The organism is Chitinophaga pendula, from assembly GCF_020386615.1.
Classification (GTDB): Bacteria; Bacteroidota; Bacteroidia; order Chitinophagales; family Chitinophagaceae; genus Chitinophaga; species Chitinophaga pendula.
Map to the genome: position 1 here is coordinate 1,756,873 of NZ_CP077769.1, position 17,778 is coordinate 1,774,650.

The window sequence follows — 17,778 nt, forward strand, 5'->3', positions numbered from 1 at the left end:
ATGGTGGTGATTAAACTTCCATCAATATGGAACTCCAGGCAGCAACAGGACTGTTGTTCATGATCAATACCTGTTCTCCTTTCTGAAAGAAACCGGATTCAATGCCGGTTTGATAGTTAACAAATACGTCACCGGCGCCCAGGTGACCGTATTGGGAAAGGTTCATAGCGCAGATGGGGGATATTTTGATATCAAAGGCAGACTGATAGTATTCGTAAGCCCGGGAAGAGATATTCTGTAACATAAAGTGACTAATATCTTCTTTACGCTGACCGTTCCGGCTTAGGATGGATTCGTTGATCTCACGGAACCTGTTTTTGCTTTCTATCGCAAGCTCAAACCCATATTTCCGGATATCACTGCACACCTCGCGATACTGGTCAAACGTTTTGTCCCGGTATTCCAGTTTGAACAGATCCCAGTAATGTCCGTTGGTCTGTATCTGTATATCGGTGATCCTGTTGTCTTCGCTACGTCCTACCAAGGCAGCTACCCCGCCATCGCCGATAATGGTGACCGGGTTGCGGAACCGGTAGTTGGAGAAAAGCTTGTTGCCGTAGCAGATGAGTACATGGTTGGCTTTACGGTTGGCAGAGAGGTAGTCTTTTGCCAGTTTAAGTGCCATAGAGCTGTCGGCACATCCTAGGTTGGAAATAGCAAAGCTGACAGCCTGTTCGGCTTTCAGATCAAATTGCAACCTGGTCGCTTCTGAACTGATGAAATGTTCAGGCATCCTGCTCTGCAGATAAATGATCAGATCAATGGAAGATGCATCCGTTCCTGTTTCTTGCAATAATTTCTCTGATGCACCTCTGGCCAGTTCATAGCTGGAGATACTACCGGCGTCATATATGGTGTCAACGCCGCAGGTAGTGAAATAGCTCAGCTCACTTTCATTTAGCCCCTGTTTCTCATCCAGCTGATGGATAGAATGAGGCGTACCTGGTGTAAATAGTTTGATGGATTTGATGCCTATCATTGTCTTCTTGGATTATAGGATGGAACTTAAACTGGCTATACTATGGTCTGCGATGAGTATCTGTTGAATTTCTGTGCTGCCTTCGATGATCTCCATGACTTTGGCATCCCGGAAATACCGTTGTATGGAAAAGCTGTCGTGACAACCCAGTGCGCCATGTAACTGTACGGCTTCCGCAGCAACTGCGTTTGCCATCCTGGATGCATGGTACTTGGCAAGGGTAGTCTGTATGAAGCTGTCCGGGTCTTTCTTATCACGTAACCAACCTGCATTCCTGCAAAGTAGCGTAGCTGCTTTTACTTCGGTCACCATATTGGTGATTTTCTGTTTAATCAGCTGGTGCTCTTTGATAGGCCTGCCGGACTGGTGCCGCTGTTTGGAATATTGTATGCTGGATTCTAGGCAGGCCCGGGCGATGCCCAGTGATCCGCAGGCGACACTATACCGGCCATTATCCAGTGCCGTATTGACGATCTGCTGTAGGCCCCAACCCATTCTACCCAGTATATTGGCAGCGGGCACCGCACACTGCTCCAAATGTATTTCGCCGAGCAGCGATGCCCGGGTGCCGAGGATACCTTCCAGTGGTACTACGCGTAGTCCCGGTGTATCACGGGGTACCAGGAAGGTGGTAATGCCTTTATCTCCCTGGGCAGCTATCAGGAAAAGATTGGCTATCTGGGAAAAAGTGATCCACTTCTTCACACCCGTCAGCACATACTGGCCATCTTTTTCCTCATAAGCCGTAGTAATGCCATTGGTATCGCTACCGGCGCCTGGTTCCGAAAGGCCGAATGCTGCGAGCTGCTGGCCACTGGCCAGTAAGGGCAGCCATTGTTCTTTCTGCTCCTGGCTTCCCCAACGTAAGATCGTTTCTGCTGTCAGGGAAGAATGTACGGTGATCAGGCTACGGGTAGAGGAGCATGCCCGGCCTATCTCTTCATTGAGTAGCCCATAAGACACCTGGTCCATGCCCCGGCCACCATAAGCAGTGGGAATGGTGGCTCCGAGGTAGCCGGCGGCCCCCAGCTTTTCTATGAGCGAGCGGGGAATAGCACCCTGTTTGTCATAGTCATTCGCATATGGCTCCAGTTCTGTACGAACGAATGTGATGAATTCTTCTTTGAGTGCCTGTTGGGCTGTCGTCAATTCCAGGTTCATGTCTATATACTTTTGGGCGTCCGGTTTATATCCCTTTCTTATTACGGATGAAACCTTCCAGGTTGTCTACCGTACTGAAGTTGTTGAGGTTCAGATCACTGTTCTCTACCGCTATATCGAAAGTGTTTTCCAGGAATACTACCAGCTCCAGCGCAAACAGGGAGTTCACCAAGCCCAGTTGGAAAATATCATCTCCGTCATTGAACGATACATCTTGTCCGATACGCTTTTGCAGAAATGTCCTGATGGTCGATTTGATATCCGTTTGAAGTGTTACGTTCATTTTTATTGATTTAAAGATTGATGATGTTGTTGTAATAGCAGTGTTTAGTTGTACTTGTAAAATCCTTCCCCGCTTTTTCTGCCATGCAGGCCGGCATCCACCATTTTCCGTAGTAGAGGTGCCGGTCGGAATTTAGTATCGTTGTAACTGGCCAGTAGAACATCTAGTGTGTAGAGGATGGTATCGAGACCTATCAGGTCTGCTGTTTCCAATGGGCCCATTTTATGTCCGAAACATTCCCGGAATATCTTGTCGATATCCGGTACGGTGGCCACGCTGTCCTGTAAGGCAAAAATGGCTTCATTCACTGTCAGCATCAATACCCGGTTGGAGATAAATCCAGGCAGATCGTTTACAACTACACCGGTCATCTGTACTGATTGCAGCAACGATTGTGTTACATCAATGGTAGTGGTGCTGGTATGAAAACCCCTGATCACCTCTACGGTAGGTTTCAGGTGTACCGGATTCATGAAATGTATGCCCATCACCTGTTGAGGATGTTTTAAGAAAGCGGCCAGCCGGGTAATGGATACGGCAGAGGTATTTACGGCCAGTAAGGCATGATCGGCAACCACTGCTTTTAGCTGCTGATAAAGTCCTTCCTTCAGTGAAATGTTTTCTGTAACGTTTTCAATGATAAAATCTGCCTGACTGATGGCTGCGAGTTCCGTTGTCAGCGTGATCTTATCCAACACGTTAACGGTGCTGGCGGACTTGTGCAGCATTTTGTCCAGCCTTTCGATGTTCCGGATGTTCTTTTTCGCATTGGCCAGTATGTCTTCTGACAGGTCTACCAGGGTGATGTCATAATCGTATTTGGCAAACTGGTAGGCTACTCCCTGCCCCATTACGCCTGCTCCAATGACTGCAATGTGTTTTATTTCCATGGCTTGAGTTTTCATGCTTAAAATTGTACGCGTTTTACTTTTTTGGGTGTCTCCGGAATATTATTGGTAGAATGTTTTGATATGGCAGCTGCTTGTTCTCTTATCGTAGGTTTGTCAAACAGGTCACTTACTTTGAGGGCGTCTCCGAAGGACTGTTGTATTAATCGCAGCATGTTGATGATCTTAAGACTGTTGCCTCCTGATTCAAAGAAGTTGGCTTCTACACTGAGCTGTTCAGTCGCTAATACCGTTTTCCAGATATCATGCAGTTGCTTTTCGGTAGCATCTGCCGGCGCGACCATGTTTTGGCTCTTACTATCTTCGTTAATGGCGGGTGCGGGCAGGGCTTTACGGTCTACTTTTCCGTTTTTGGTTAGCGGGAACTTATCCATCGTGACAAAGTAAGCGGGCAGCATATATACCGGCAGGTCCTTGGCCAGGTGTGCCTTGATCTCTGCGGTATCCAATGTCCGGGTACTGATAATGTATGCACACAGGAATTTGTTGCCCTGCAGATCTTCCCGGTCTATTACCAATGTTTGTGTGATATCGGGGTGGGTGAGCAGCTTATTTTCTATCTCTCCCAGTTCTATCCGGAAGCCGCGTATCTTGACCTGTTGATCTTTGCGGCCAATGAAGTCAATATTACCATCGGGCATCCATTTGGCGAGATCACCGGATCTGTACAGCTTATGGCCAGGCAGGAAAGGATTGTCTACGAATTTTTCAGCCGTCAATGCAGGGTTGTTCATATAACCCGGGGTCAGGCCAACTCCGGAGATGCAGAGTTCTCCCGGTACGCCTATGGGTTGCAACTGCAGTTGTTCGTTGACGATGTATACCTGGATATTGGGTAGCGGTTTGCCGATAGGTACGGTGCTGCCTGCTGGCCGTGAGGGATCGTATGTGTAGGTGGTACTGACGATGGTGCCTTCTGTAGGGCCATAACTATTAATGGCCTCTAATTGATCGGACAGCGAGGTATATAACCGCAGTAGGTTGTCTTTGATCACTTCTGCACCTACATCCAGTTTATTGAATGCGAGCGGACCACTATTTTTTAAGGCGTCATACAATGGCTGCAGGAGGGATGGCGGGATGTAAGCAAAGGTGACCTTTTTACCGGCAATGGTGTTGGCCAGTCCCTGTATGTCATATACTTCTTCCCGGCGTAGTAATATCAATTTTGCACCAATGCTTAATGGAATAAATATTTCCATTACACTGGCGTCAAAAGACACAGAGCTGATACATAAGCCTACATCTGCTGCGCTGAATTCATTTTTATAACTACGATGGGCATAATTCAGGAAGTTATGTAGCGAGTGATGTGCGATCGGTACGCCTTTAGGTGTTCCGGTAGAGCCGGACGTATAGATCACATAGGCGATGTGGAGCGGATGATAATCCACCTGTTCAAACAGTACCTCTTCCGTAGCCGGCAGGGTAACCTGGTCCAGGAGGATATGGGGGATCTCTTTCGGGAACAATCCTGTATGATGGGATTGTGTCAACAATACCTCTGCATGGCTGTCTTCCAGCATGTATTTGATACGGTCGGCCGGATATTCGGGATCGATAGGCAGGTAAGTAGCGCCGGCTTTCAGAATGGCGAAAATGCCTATCAAAAGATCCAGGTTGCGGTCGGTAAGTATGCCAACGATCTTACCTGTACTACTTCCTTGTTTGAGGAGTAGGGTGGCCAACTGTCCGGCCCTTTGATCCAGTTCATGATAGCTGAGCTTGTCAGTTCCTGTCTCTACCGCTATATGATCAGGATAACGGTATACCTGTTGGCGGAAAAGCTCATAGATATGCAGCGCTTTCTTATCTGCTTCCGGGTCGATCGGCGCATTAAATTGCTGTAGTAACTGTTGCCGTTCTCTTTCGGTGACAAGTGTCAAGGCTGCGATCTGATGATCTGGCTGTCGCAGGACCTGTTCCAGCAGGTGAATGAAGTGACCGGCCAGTCTGCGGATTGTTTGTTTACTGAATAACCTGGTAGCATATTCAATGATACCTGCCATGACGCCATCTTCCTCTGCACTGATCTCCAGCGAGATGTCCATTTTCGAGTTGTGTTGTTCGAATGTTACATACTTCAGCAACAGGTCTGAGAGCTGTATGGTATTGATGTTGTCGGCTCTGTAGGAGAACATATAATCGAACAGCGGATTACGGCTGATATCTCTTTTGATCTCCAGGTCATCGAGGAGGGCTTCAAAAGGATAATCCTGGTGTTCGAATGCTTTGAGTGCTCCCTCTTTTACTTCCTGCACGTATTCCCTGAAAGTTTTGTTGCCGTTGGGTGCTTGTTTCAGTGGTAATGTATTTACATACATCCCCATGAGTTCCTGCATGTCGGCATGTGAGCGGCCGGCGACGGGTGTACCCACAATAATATCTTCCTGACCGCTGTAGCGGGAAAGTAATATAGCATAAGTGCCCAGCAGCACCATAAACGGTGTAACGCCATGAGTGCGGCTGAATGCCTGGAGGGCAGCTGTGGTTGCCGATGGAATAGTGAAATGGAACAAAGCACCTTCGTAGGATTTCACTGGTGGACGAACATAGTCGGTGGGCATGTTCAACTGGCGCTCTTCGCCATCGAACTGTGTCAGCCAGTAGGTTTTCTGCGTGGCTGCCGCAGGTGATTTCAGCCATTGTTGCTGCCAATAGGCAAAGTCTTTAGACTGGATACGTAGCGGCGACAGTGTGGTCCCACCGTAGATGGCAGACAATTCCCGGATAAAGTTGTCGACGGAAACGCCATCTGCGATGATATGATGAATGTCGAATAGGAAATAGTACTGGCCGGATGGTGTTCTGACAAGGCAGGTCCTTAATAACGGTGCCTGAGACAGGTCGAACGGCCTTACAAATCCTTTGATGAAATCCGTTAGGTGCTCATCGTCGCAGTTGAGTATCTCTACTTCCAGGTCGACGGTATCATGTATTCTCTGCACTACTTCCCGTTGTTCTATTACAAATGAGCTACGTAATATTTCGTGCCGGTCTACAATGGTGCGGATGGTCTGCTGTAATCTTTTTAGGTCGAGGTTACCTTCTATGGCGTATACGGCAGGGATGTTATAAGAGATACCTGAATTGTCGATCTGGTTAAGTATATATAAGCGTTTTTCAGCAGAGGAGGCCGGGTAGCTATTCATCAGCGGCGCCTTTTCGATTGCATGGTGCTGAGAGTGGGCACTTTGGTCTACCAGTAAGGCCAGGTCGCGTAATACCGGTGTGGAGAAGATATTTTTGATGCTCACTTCCACCTGGAATTCCTTGTGTATCAATGCTGCCAGCTGGGCTGCTTTCAGGGAATGTCCGCCCAGCTCGAAGAAATGATCATTCAGGCCTGCCTCCTGTGTGGACAGCAGTTGTTTCCACAGTGTGGCCAGTCGTTGTTCCGTACCTGTTACAGGCGCTTCATACACCGCGGTGGACAATTGGGTGTCCTCCGGTAGTGGTAACCGTTTGCGATCTATTTTACCATTGCCGGTAAGAGGGAAGGCGGGCAGCAGGATAAAGAAAGAAGGGATCATATAGTCTGGGAGGAACGCTGACAGGTGTTTACGCAGCTCTTCACGGGCAACGGCTGCGGGCGTTACGATGTAGGCACACAGGTATTTGGTACTGGAATGATCGTCCCGGTCTATGACCAATGTATCTTTTACGGCGGGATGCAGCAGTAGTTTGCTTTCGATCTCACCCAGTTCTATCCGGAAACCGCGGATCTTCACCTGATGGTCTATTCTGCCCAGGTATTCAAAATCTCCGTTGGGCAGCAGTTTGGCGAGGTCGCCGGTGCGGTAGAGGCGTTCCCCGGCCACATACGGATGATCGGTGAACCGTTCGGCTGTCAGTTCTTCCCGGTTGAGATACCCACGTGCGAGGCCGGCGCCTCCTACACAGAGTTCGCCGGCAACACCTACCGGCACCAGTTGCCTGTCCCGGTCAAGGACGAGCAGCGAGAGGGTCGGGATCGGTTGGCCTATATTGCTGGCATTGTCGGTGATCTCCTTTTGGGTGATCGCTTTATAGGTCACGTGTACGGTCGTTTCCGTTATACCGTACATATTGATCAGTTTACAATCCGGTAGCAAGGTGTGCCAGGCTTGTAGTTTACCCGGTTTTAATGCTTCGCCGCCAAAGATGACATACCGTAGGGATAATCCCTGGTGTGAGCTCTCCAGTACTTCGCTGATGACATTATAAAAGGAACCCGGTGTCTGGTTGAGGATACTAACCTGCTGGTCTTTTAACAACTGCAGGAAGGCGCGGGGGCTTTGTGCGGTAGCTTTAGGCACTATGACCAGCTTGCCGCCGAAGAGCAATGCCCCGTACATCTCCCATACAGAGAAGTCAAAACAGTAGGAGTGGAACAATGTCCAGGTGTCCTGCGGGTTGAAATCGAACAGGGGACGATCGGTAAATAGTAGGCGGACCACGTTCCGGTGGGTTACCATTACGCCTTTAGGCATGCCGGTGGAGCCGGATGTGTAGATGATATAAGCCAGGTCATCCGGTTGCACGGCGACCGCTGTTGACAACGGTATAACGTCCTGTAACTGGTCGGTGTATACTGTGTGGCCCTGGTAGCCTGCTACCGGTGTAATGGAGGAATGTGTCACCAATACAGCGGCCTGACTGTCATCCAGCATATACCGGATGCGTTCTGCGGGATAGTCGGGATCAATGGGGAGGTAGGCGCCACCGGCTTTCAGAATGCCGAGCAAAGCGATCACCATCTCTGGTCTTCTGTCTATCAGTACGGCGATGATCGGATTCACGGCACCTGGTAATGCGTGCCTGATGGCATTGGCTACCTGGCCAGCCATTTGTTCGAGAACGGCATAACTGATGTCCTGACCTTCCCAGTGCAGGGCGATGTTATTGGGGAACTGTTGTACTTGTTTCAGGAACAGTTCATAAATAGAAGTATTTGCCGGATAATGTACCTGTGTATCGCTGAGCATGGTCAGCAGCTCATTTTTCTCTTCCGGCGTAAGCAGCTGTAAGGAGGATAGTTTTGCTTCCGGCCTGGCCATTGCATCAGTAAGCAACTGGAGATAATGCGTCATCATGCGCAGGGCAGTCTCTTCGCGGAAGAGGTCTGTACTGTATTCCAGGCTGAGGGTGATATCATCGCCTGCTTTTACGCCGGATAATAACAGGTCGAATTTGCTGATATCATAGATGTTATTGACAGGGGTAAGTACCGCTTCGCCCAGCTGCAAGGTGGATTGTTCTTCATGCAGGAAGGTGAACATGATATCAAACAATGGGTTTCTGCTCATATCCCGTTTTACATCCAGCTGCTCTATCAGTCGTTCAAACGGATAATCCTGGTGTTTTAAGGCGGATAGGCTGGATTGTTTTACGGTAGTGAGGAAATCGGTGACACGCAGTTCTCCGTCCGGGTGGCTTCTGAGTGCCAGCGTATTGATAAAGATACCCATTATCTGTTCAAGACCGGCGACGGTGCGTCCTGCTACTGGTACGCCTACTACCAGGTCTGTATTACCTGAGTATCTATATAGCAGTACTTTAAAGACGGTCAGCAGTAATTGGTGGATAGTACAGCTATAGGACTGGCAGAATGAATGGAGTTGTTGCGTCACTTCTGCAGGCAGCTGTACCGTATGTCTTTTACCGTTAAATGATTTATGGGCTGGCCGTGGGAAATCTGTTTGCAGATTAAGTACTGGTGGTTCATCAGCAAACTGGTCGAGCCAGTAACGTTCCTGTTCGCGGATAATATCTGTTTGCAGGAATTGTTGCTGCCATACGGCGAAATCTTTGTATTGCAGCGATATGGCCGGTAGTGGTTGTTGTTGATAGAGCTGTGTCAGTTCTGTAATCAGCAGCTCTGCTGATACGGCATCGGAGATGATGTGATGCATATCTATCAGCAGTAGTTGCTGCTGGTCGGCCAGTGTATATAAATGTGCCCGCAGCAAGGGAGGGCTGGCTAGATCGAAGAGCCGGATGAAGTCTGCGATCAGTGCAGTTGCTGTATGATCACTTACGGTGTGGCCGATATGGAATGGTACGTTTGATTTCACTACCTGTACCGGTTCTCCATCTTTCATTTCGAAGGCGGTGCGTAAAATTTCGTGCCTGGTGATCAGCTGACGAAAACACGCTTCCAGTAGGGAGCGATCGATCTGCCCTTTGATGAGGAAGGCGGCAGGCATATTATAGCTGTTTTCCGAGCCCTCGATCTGATGTAACAGGTAGAGACGTTTCTGAGAGGAAGAGAGTGGGTAGTAAGGGCGGCTATCTACCGGGGTGATAGTCGTTACAGTCTCTCTCGACTGCAGATCGATGTATGCAGCCTGTGCGGCGATGGTTGGCTGGCTGAAGAAGATATTGAGCGGCAGGTTGACCTGGAAGGTCTTATAGATGCGTGCAACGGCGTTGGTGGCTTTTAAGGAGTGGCCCCCCAGCTCGAAGAAGTTGTCTGTAATACCGATACGATGACGACGGAGTACATCTTGCCAGATGGTGAGCAAGGTTTGTTCTGTTCCGGTGACAGGAGCATTGGTAATGACTGTCTGTTGGTCCATATAACGCAGCGGGTCGGGTAGGGCTTTCCTGTCTACTTTGCCATTGGGGGTCAATGGCAACCGTTCCAATGGAATAAAATAGGCCGGGATCATATGATCTGGCAGGGAGTGTTTAAGTCCTTCGCGTAGTGTTGCTGCGGATATGCTGGCATCGGAAGTTACATACCACGCTACGAGTGCCTGTTCGCTGTCTTTGCCATATACGGTAACCAATGCTTCTTTTATACCGGTCTGTGTGAGTAATACGCTTTCTATTTCCTGTAATTCTATCCGGAAGCCACGTACTTTAACCTGGTCATCTTTACGACCGGCGAATTCGAGGTTACCATCCGGCAGCCATCGTACTATGTCTCCGGTACGATAAACCCGCTGCCCGTCGCGGCCGAGAGGGATGAATTTTTCTGCCGTGAGCGCTTCTCTCCCGAGATATCCGCTGGCCACGCCAGGGCCGCCGATATAGAGTTCGCCTGGTATGCCTACCGGCACCAGCTGATGCTGATGATTGCAGACATAGTATATGTAGTTGTTTAATGGTTGGCCAATAGGTGTATTACCAGCGTTTGGCAATAATGCGGCCGGGGCTTCGTAGTATCCGGAGTCGATACAAGCTTCGGTAACACCGTAGCTGTTGATCACCCGCATGCCCGGTGTAAAGCGTTCTGTCAGCCGTTTAAAATGTGCTACCGGGCAACTGTCGGAGCCCAGGATCAGCAGCTTGAGGAAGCTGATATCCAGTTGTTGTTCATATACATGATCCATCAGCGGGATGATGAGCGCGGGAGTGGACTCGAATATGTTGACGCGGTGTTTTGCGAGTAAGGCATATAAGGAAGCTATTTCCAGCCGTACGGAGGACGGGCATATTACCATCTGTCCGCCACTCACGAAGGTCCTGATTACGTCGCCGGTGAATACGTCGAAGGAGAAGCTGGCCATTTGCAATAGGGATACTTCAAAACTATCCAGCCGGTAGGCCTGTTTCCAGGCCTGGGCAATATTGCTGACAGCACCATGTGTGATCATGGCTCCTTTAGGGCGGCCGGTGGTACCAGAGGTGTAGATGACATAGGCCAGTTGTCCCGGTGTTACCAGGTGGTTTACGGTCTTTATGGGCTGTAACGGGATATCTTCGATAGCAATGGCGGTAATGCTGGCAGGTACACGTTCCTGCCATTTTTGATGTGTCAGGAGCAGGGAGGCCTGGCTGTCCTGCAGCAGGTAATCAATACGCTCCTGCGGATATTCGGGATCGACAGGCAGGTAAGCGCCCCCGGCTTTCAGCACCCCCAGCAAGGTTACTATCATCCAGGCGGAGCGTTCTACCATGATACCTACGATATCGCCGGTTTGTAAGCCCAGGCTTTCCAGGTGGGCGGCGACAGCATTAGCGTGCTGGTCCAATGTTGCATAGCTGAGTGCCTGGTCTTTGTATACGACGGCTGTCTTTGCCGGATGGTTGGCTACCTGCTGACGGAAGATGGACAGGATATCTGTGGTAGCAGCCAGGGAGGTACGATCACCGATGTTGTGCAGCAATGTTGTTTCTGCTGGCAAGAGGTAGTTCAGTTGCTGCAGGTGCTCTACGCCCTGCAGGAGTTGCTGACAGACATGTTTGACCCGTTGCAGGAATTCATGTCCGTTGAAGATACGCTCATTATAATCGAGCCGCAGTTCATATTTTTCTTGTATTTCCGCTACCCTGAGTTCGATCTGGTTGTCCATCAGGCGATACACCTGTTGCAGTTGTCCAATACCGGATTGGGTAGCCGGTAAGTTGAAGTATTGATAGTTAAAGAAGAAGGATAACGGTTCATCCCCGATGATCCGGTTCTGCAGGGAAAGCGAGATGTATCGCAGTTCGCCGGCAGAAGTGCGTTGTTGCATCAGGTAGGTACAAAGTGCCTGGAAAGTGGTGTCCGGTTGTAAGGCAGCTGGTGTTATCAGTAACGGGAAACAATGCGACAGGTTGCCGATCATTTGCTGGTACTGCCGGTCTCTTCCTGCCAGGTGTTCCCGTATGCAATAGTCATGGTCGGCATTGCAGTAGTATTTTACCAGCAGTGCGTATATGGTACGGAAGAACAGCGGTGCGTTAATATGATGGGTATGGCAATAGCGGCGGATGGCATCCGCTTCTGTTGCTTCGAGCAGGAGCACATCGGCATGGGAACGATCGGCAGTGGATATAGCACCTTCATAGTGTAGTGGCTGTACGGCTGCCAGTCGTTGCTGCCAGAAACTATCTGTCAGTGCGGTATCAAAACGGGAGAGGTGACGGAATACATAATCCCGGTAGGGCTGGGAGGTGTGATCATCGGTCACGGTTCCTGTCAGCAGCTGGTGATAGACGGCATCTATCCGTTCTGTCAGCAGCCGGAAGGAGGCACCGTCAGTGAAGACGTGATGTGCATTGATAGCGGTGATGTAATGGCTGTCACTGATCCTGAAGAGGTAGTGTTTATAGAAGGGCAGGTCCAGTGTCTGTGGGTCATTACAATAGTCGCTGATATATGCATGGAATGTGTCCCGGCTGTAGGGAAGATGTTGCAGGTCTACGTATTCGAACCAGCTATCTGCTGTCCATTTTACGGCCTGATAGGCCTCTGCATTCCTGGTGATGAGTACGGAGCGGAGGCTGTCTTCCTGTTGGGTGACGATGGTGATGGCTTGCTTCCAGGTGGGAGGATCGACGGAGCAGGGGATATCGAAATAGGCCAGCAGGCGTAACCCGTTATCGGCAGGCTGTAAGAGGCTGGTGAGATAGATATCGCGCTGGCTGGTACTTAAAGGGTATACGGTTGTATAGTCTTTGTTGTCTATGCCCAGATAGCGAAACAGTTCCGGTTCTTGTCCATCGGATAGCTGGAACTGGCTGATGGGCATCGATGGCTGTGCAAATACCTGTTGGGCGAGGTTACTGAAGTATTTGCCCAGCAGCAGTATGTATTGATGATCAAAGAGGCTGGCATCGTAGATCACCTGCAGTTCTATGCCTTCGCCGCGGGTGTCGAAGTCGAAGGTAGCGTTTAATTTGGCGGCGTTATAAAGTGCGCGTAGCGATTCCGTTTCGGGTGTATGTGTAAGGAATAATTTGCTGTTGCTCTGGAGCTGCTGGTCATCGGTGGCGATCATCACATCGAAGAGGGCATTGGTCTCTGGTTGTACGAGCTCCAATACTTTGTCGTAAGGCAGGAGCTGGTGTTCCAGCCCTTCCAGAGAGGTTTGTTTTACCTGTTCGAGGAAAGTTTCGAAGCTATCGCGTTCATGTACCTGGTCGTAGAGAGCGATGGTATTGATCAGCATACCGGTGATGCCCTCTGTTTCGGCGATAGCCCTGCCGGATACGGCGGCACCTACGGTGATATCCCGTTGGCCGGTCAGTTTGAAGAAGAGGACTTTCAGCAAGGCTTGCAGTACGATGAAGGCTGTACTACCGGAATGTGTGGCTAGTTTTTCCACTCCTTCTTTGATGACAGCCGGGAACCGGAAGATGTGTATGGCACCTTCCTGTTTGCCTGCATTACTGCGGCCGATGAGATGTGCCAGCGAGAAGGGGGAAGTATGCTGTAGTTTTTGTTGCCAGTAATGCAGCTGTCTTTCTCCTTCCTGGCTATGTATGACCTGTTCCAGCCAGTGGGAGTAGTCGCGGTATTGGAAGAGAGGTAAGCCTAGAATCGGCTGATTTTCCAGCAGGCTGGCATAATCTGCTGCCAGTTCATCGAACAGTTGTTGTACGGACAGTCCATCGGTGATGATATGATGGAGGGTAAACATGATGAGCGTCTGTTGCTCATTGAGTGGTACCAGTGCGATGCGGAAGAGGGGGCCGTCGGACAGGTCAAAATGTGTCTGTATATGCGACCTGTACAGGGCTGCAAGTTGTTCCTGTAGGGAACTATTCTGCGTGGGTGTATAGCGTTCCATCTGTACGGGCAGGTGTGCTTTCACCTGTTGATAGGGCAGGCCGCCGATGGTGGTAAAGGTCGTCCTCAGGGATTCGTGCCGGTGTACCAGGGCTTCAAAGGCCTGTTGGAGGACTGTTGATTGTACGGGGTGTTGCAGCACGAAGGTGAGTGGCACATTGTACAATGTTTCTCTTCCTGCCAGGTGGGCATTGAGCCAGATACCCTGTTGGGAAGGGGAGAGGGGATAGAGATCCCTATCGGGTATTTTGACCAATGCGGGTATGTGCAATGTCTGGTCTATATCGAGCAGGCGGGCGACTTCTTTCAATACGGGCGCCCGGAATACTTCGCTGAAAACCAGTTTGATGCCGGTCTCTTTATGTATACGGTTGATGAACTGTCCTACTTTGAGGCTATGTCCGCCCAGCTGGAAGAAATTGTCTGTAGCGCTGACGGCGGGTATATCCAGTAATGTGGACCATATGCTGGCAATGAGTTGTTCGCTGGGTGTAGCAGGTGCGATGTATGCACGTTTGGATGCCAGTTGTACCTGTGCCAGGAGTGCCCTTTTGTCGACCTTTCCGTTGACGGTAAGGGGGATTTGAGGGACTGGCAGTATGAGGTCTGGTATCATGAAGTAAGGCAGGCTTTCGGCGAGGAAGTCGTACAAACGTGCGGTGTCGGTATCGTTATTCATGACAACGAAAGCGTATAATGCTTTTTCCTGGGGGCTGCTTTCTTTGACGATCACTGATACGTTTTGTACGGCGGGGTGCAGCTTTAATGCTACTTCGATCTCGCCTGTTTCGATCCGATGGCCGCGGATCTTCACCTGGTCGTCTTGCCGGCCCAGGTATTCTATGTTACCATCGGAAAGCCAGCGTACAACATCGCCGGTGCGATATAACTTTTCGCCAGGAACAAAAGGGGAGTCGATAAATTTCTCTGCGGTGAGGGTGGGTTTGTTGAGATAACCTTTGGCCAGGCCGATACCGGCGATATAGAGTTCTCCCGGTATGCCGCAGGGCATGAGCTGCAGTTGCCGGTCGAGAACATATGCTTTCGTATTATAGATCGTTTTACCGATAGGCACGTTGCGGTTGATCTCCGCTGTTTCGTTGAAGATGGTCACGCAGACGGTGCATTCAGTAGGTCCGTATCCATTATAGTATAGCTGGTCCGGCCGAAGTTGTAGTTCTGCACGGGGAATGGCAGGTTCGCCGGCGGTGAGGAGTATCCTTAGTTTGGACAATCCTGTTTTGTTCAGGTTGCGGATATAAGAAGGCGGCAGGGCAGCTATGCTGATGTGGTGCGTTTGTATGAATTCGCAGAAAAGGTCGAAGTCGGCGATGATGTCTTTGGATACCGGATATAAGGTAAGTCCGTTAAACAAGGCGGTGAATATTTCGAATACGCTGACATCGAAGGATAGGGAGCCGAATTGCAGCATGCTATCTGTCTGGCGGATATCCATTTCCTGTTTGAACGAGTTGATGATATTGATTACGCCCAGGTGTCTGATCACGGTGCCTTTAGGCTGGCCGGTGGATCCGCTGGTGTAGATGATATAGCAGGTATCGTCTGCGGTGTTGACAGGTGTTGGATTATGTACCGGCGAATGTGAGTAGGTGCGTTCATCCATGTAAAGGACGGCACCTGAGAAAGCAGGCAATGTTCTGTCGCTCAGGGTGAGTAGTACTCTGGCGCTGGCATCTTCGAGCATGTATTGCTGTCTTTCTTCCGGATAGGCAGGATCTACGGGGAGGTAGGCGGCGCCTGCTTTCAGGATACCGAGGATGGCGATGATGGCATCATCGGACTTGGGTAGCAGGACGGCCACTACTTCGTTGCGTTGTATCTGCCAGGTGTTACGGAGATGATGGGCCAATGCGTTGGCTTGCTCATTGAGTTCCTTATAGGAGTAGGAATGGTTGCCGAAGAGGAGGGCGGGCTGTTGTGGATACTGTATAACGGCATGTTCAAATGCCGCTATCATGGTATCGAATGGGATGGGTGTAACGGGCGTTGGTGTCAGCCATTCGGCGGCCTCTGTAGCTGTAATGAGGGGGAGTTGGGAGAGGGGTGTATCCGGCTGTGCTATGACGGTTTCGAACAGTTGCCGGAATTGTGCCAGGAACTGTTCCATATAGTATTCCTCCCAATGTCCCTGGTTGAAATCGAAATCTACTTTTACATCGTCATCGGTCTGGCATTCGCGGACGAATACTGCCAGGGGCGATTGTTCTGCCTGATGGGGCAGTGCGATGGTTTGGGTAGGTATGCCATCGAATGGTACGCTGAAATCCTGTTTCTCAAAAGAGAGGGAGATTGTATACAATGCATCGAGATCATGTTTATTGGATTTTAATATCCGTACGATCTCGTCTACGGGGAACTGCTGGTGTTCTATATCTTTTTTGAAAGCGGTTTTGATGTGGGCCATCAGTTCGTTGAAGGAGAGTGACAGCGCGAAGTTCATGCGGAACGGCAGTACGCCTACGAAGAGGCCCAATGTCTTTTTAAAGGCAGTGCTGGACCTGTTTAGGACGGGAATGCCGAGGACGAGATCTTCGAGTTGATTGGTCCTTGCGAAGTAGGTATACAGTACGCCCATGAAGGTATAGAAGGTGGTGCAACCTCTTTCGGCGGCGAATGCCTGTATCTGTTGATAAAATGATTTAGCCAGAAAGATCGACTTACGTGTGCTGAGGGGTTGTTCGTTCTTTTTACCATCTTTTGCGCCTACGGTAATGGCAGGCGACATGGCGGTAAACCGATCTTGCCAATAGGCGGCATCTTTGTCATATGCGGGGGATTCCAGGTAGCGCTGATCGTGCTGAACGAAATTAGCGAAGGGCAGTACGGTATCTGTGGATACGGTTTCACCTTTTACTAGTGCGCTGTATATGGCGGCTGTCCGGGAAATGGTCAGTGACATGCCCCATCCGTCTGTGATTAGGTGATGAGATTTGTAGTACCAAAAGTAGGTACTGCCGGTGATCTTCAGCAGGGCGAAATAGTATAGCTGGGTTGCATGAACGGCTATTGATGTTGCAGCCTGCTTAAGCTGCCAGTCCATGGCCGCCTGTTCCGGATCCTGGTGAGTGGAGAAATCCAGGAGGGGCAGCTGGTATGGGTGAGCGGGATCATATGGATGGAATTTTTGCATAGGGATGCCTTCGGACTCATAGAAGGTAGTACGAAAGGCATCGCTTTGTGCAATCATTATATTGATGGCTTTTTCAAACAGCGTTATATCGATATTTCCATTTATACGCGTATATACACTAACGTTATATAATGCACTATCTGGAAATAGTTTCTGTTCGAACCAGATGGGTCTTTGGTTAGAAGTCAGCGGGAACATGTATCATCAATGTTGAAGCGGTTAAAACAACAGGTTTAAAAACTGGCTAAGGTTCAAAAGTACGCTGGCGTAAATTTGGGTAAATGTTATTACACTAAAATTGGCTTTAATACATTATGATTATAGGGTCCTTTTTTAGGTGGACACACTAGTTTTTTCGGGTTTAAAGGTTTATTCCAGGACTATCCTCACAATTTAGAGCAACAAAACTTTATAAATTCCTGTGGGTTTATGGGCAAACTCGGGCTAAGATCATAAACAGGGTGATTTATAATGTTTTTCAATTAGGAATTTCTCGAATCATAAAAAGAGTCATTAGCATATAAAAATGATGAAAAAAATGGTTTCATGGTTCCGTTCCAACAAATAGGATCGCCTTTTCTATAAGAAGGCATATAAAGGTCAGCAAGGTATGAAAAATATATGATATTCAATATGATATCGATAGCATTTTGCAACCTCTCTGCACAAAAGTACTTAGTTAAAACGAAAAAGGAAAAAGGAAGTTACATTATTTGCGGTCCTCGTGAGGGATGGCTGCAGGTGGCTGATATTACAGGGCCCCTACAATCAGTCAGTTAGTTGATATATAAGCAGACGAGGCTACAGGTGTAC

General features: G+C 49.4%; 5 protein-coding genes. All 5 read right to left on the reverse strand.

Annotated features, from left to right (window positions below):
* Positions 1-10: 10 nt before the first annotated feature.
* The 5 genes from KTO58_RS06905 to KTO58_RS06925 are packed head-to-tail and all read right to left on the reverse strand — an operon-like array spanning position 11 to position 17,163.
* Entirely contained in the window at positions 11-979 is a 969-nt protein-coding gene (locus tag KTO58_RS06905; protein WP_095840082.1) for a 3-oxoacyl-[acyl-carrier-protein] synthase III C-terminal domain-containing protein, read from the reverse strand.
* Positions 980-991: 12 nt separating this feature from the next.
* Entirely contained in the window at positions 992-2,140 is a 1,149-nt protein-coding gene (locus KTO58_RS06910) for an acyl-CoA dehydrogenase family protein (RefSeq protein ID WP_095840081.1), read from the reverse strand.
* Between the two features lie 25 nt (positions 2,141-2,165).
* Positions 2,166-2,423, reverse strand: a complete 258-nt coding sequence (locus KTO58_RS06915; protein WP_095840080.1) for a phosphopantetheine-binding protein — start codon at positions 2,421-2,423, stop codon at positions 2,166-2,168.
* A 44-nt stretch (positions 2,424-2,467) separates the two neighbouring features.
* A complete protein-coding gene (locus tag KTO58_RS06920) occupies positions 2,468-3,328 on the reverse strand; it encodes a 3-hydroxyacyl-CoA dehydrogenase family protein (RefSeq protein WP_225860101.1) in 861 nt (286 codons plus the stop codon).
* Positions 3,329-3,330: 2 nt separating this feature from the next.
* Entirely contained in the window at positions 3,331-17,163 is a 13,833-nt protein-coding gene (locus KTO58_RS06925; protein ID WP_095840079.1) for a non-ribosomal peptide synthetase, read from the reverse strand.
* Positions 17,164-17,778: the final 615 nt, after the last annotated feature.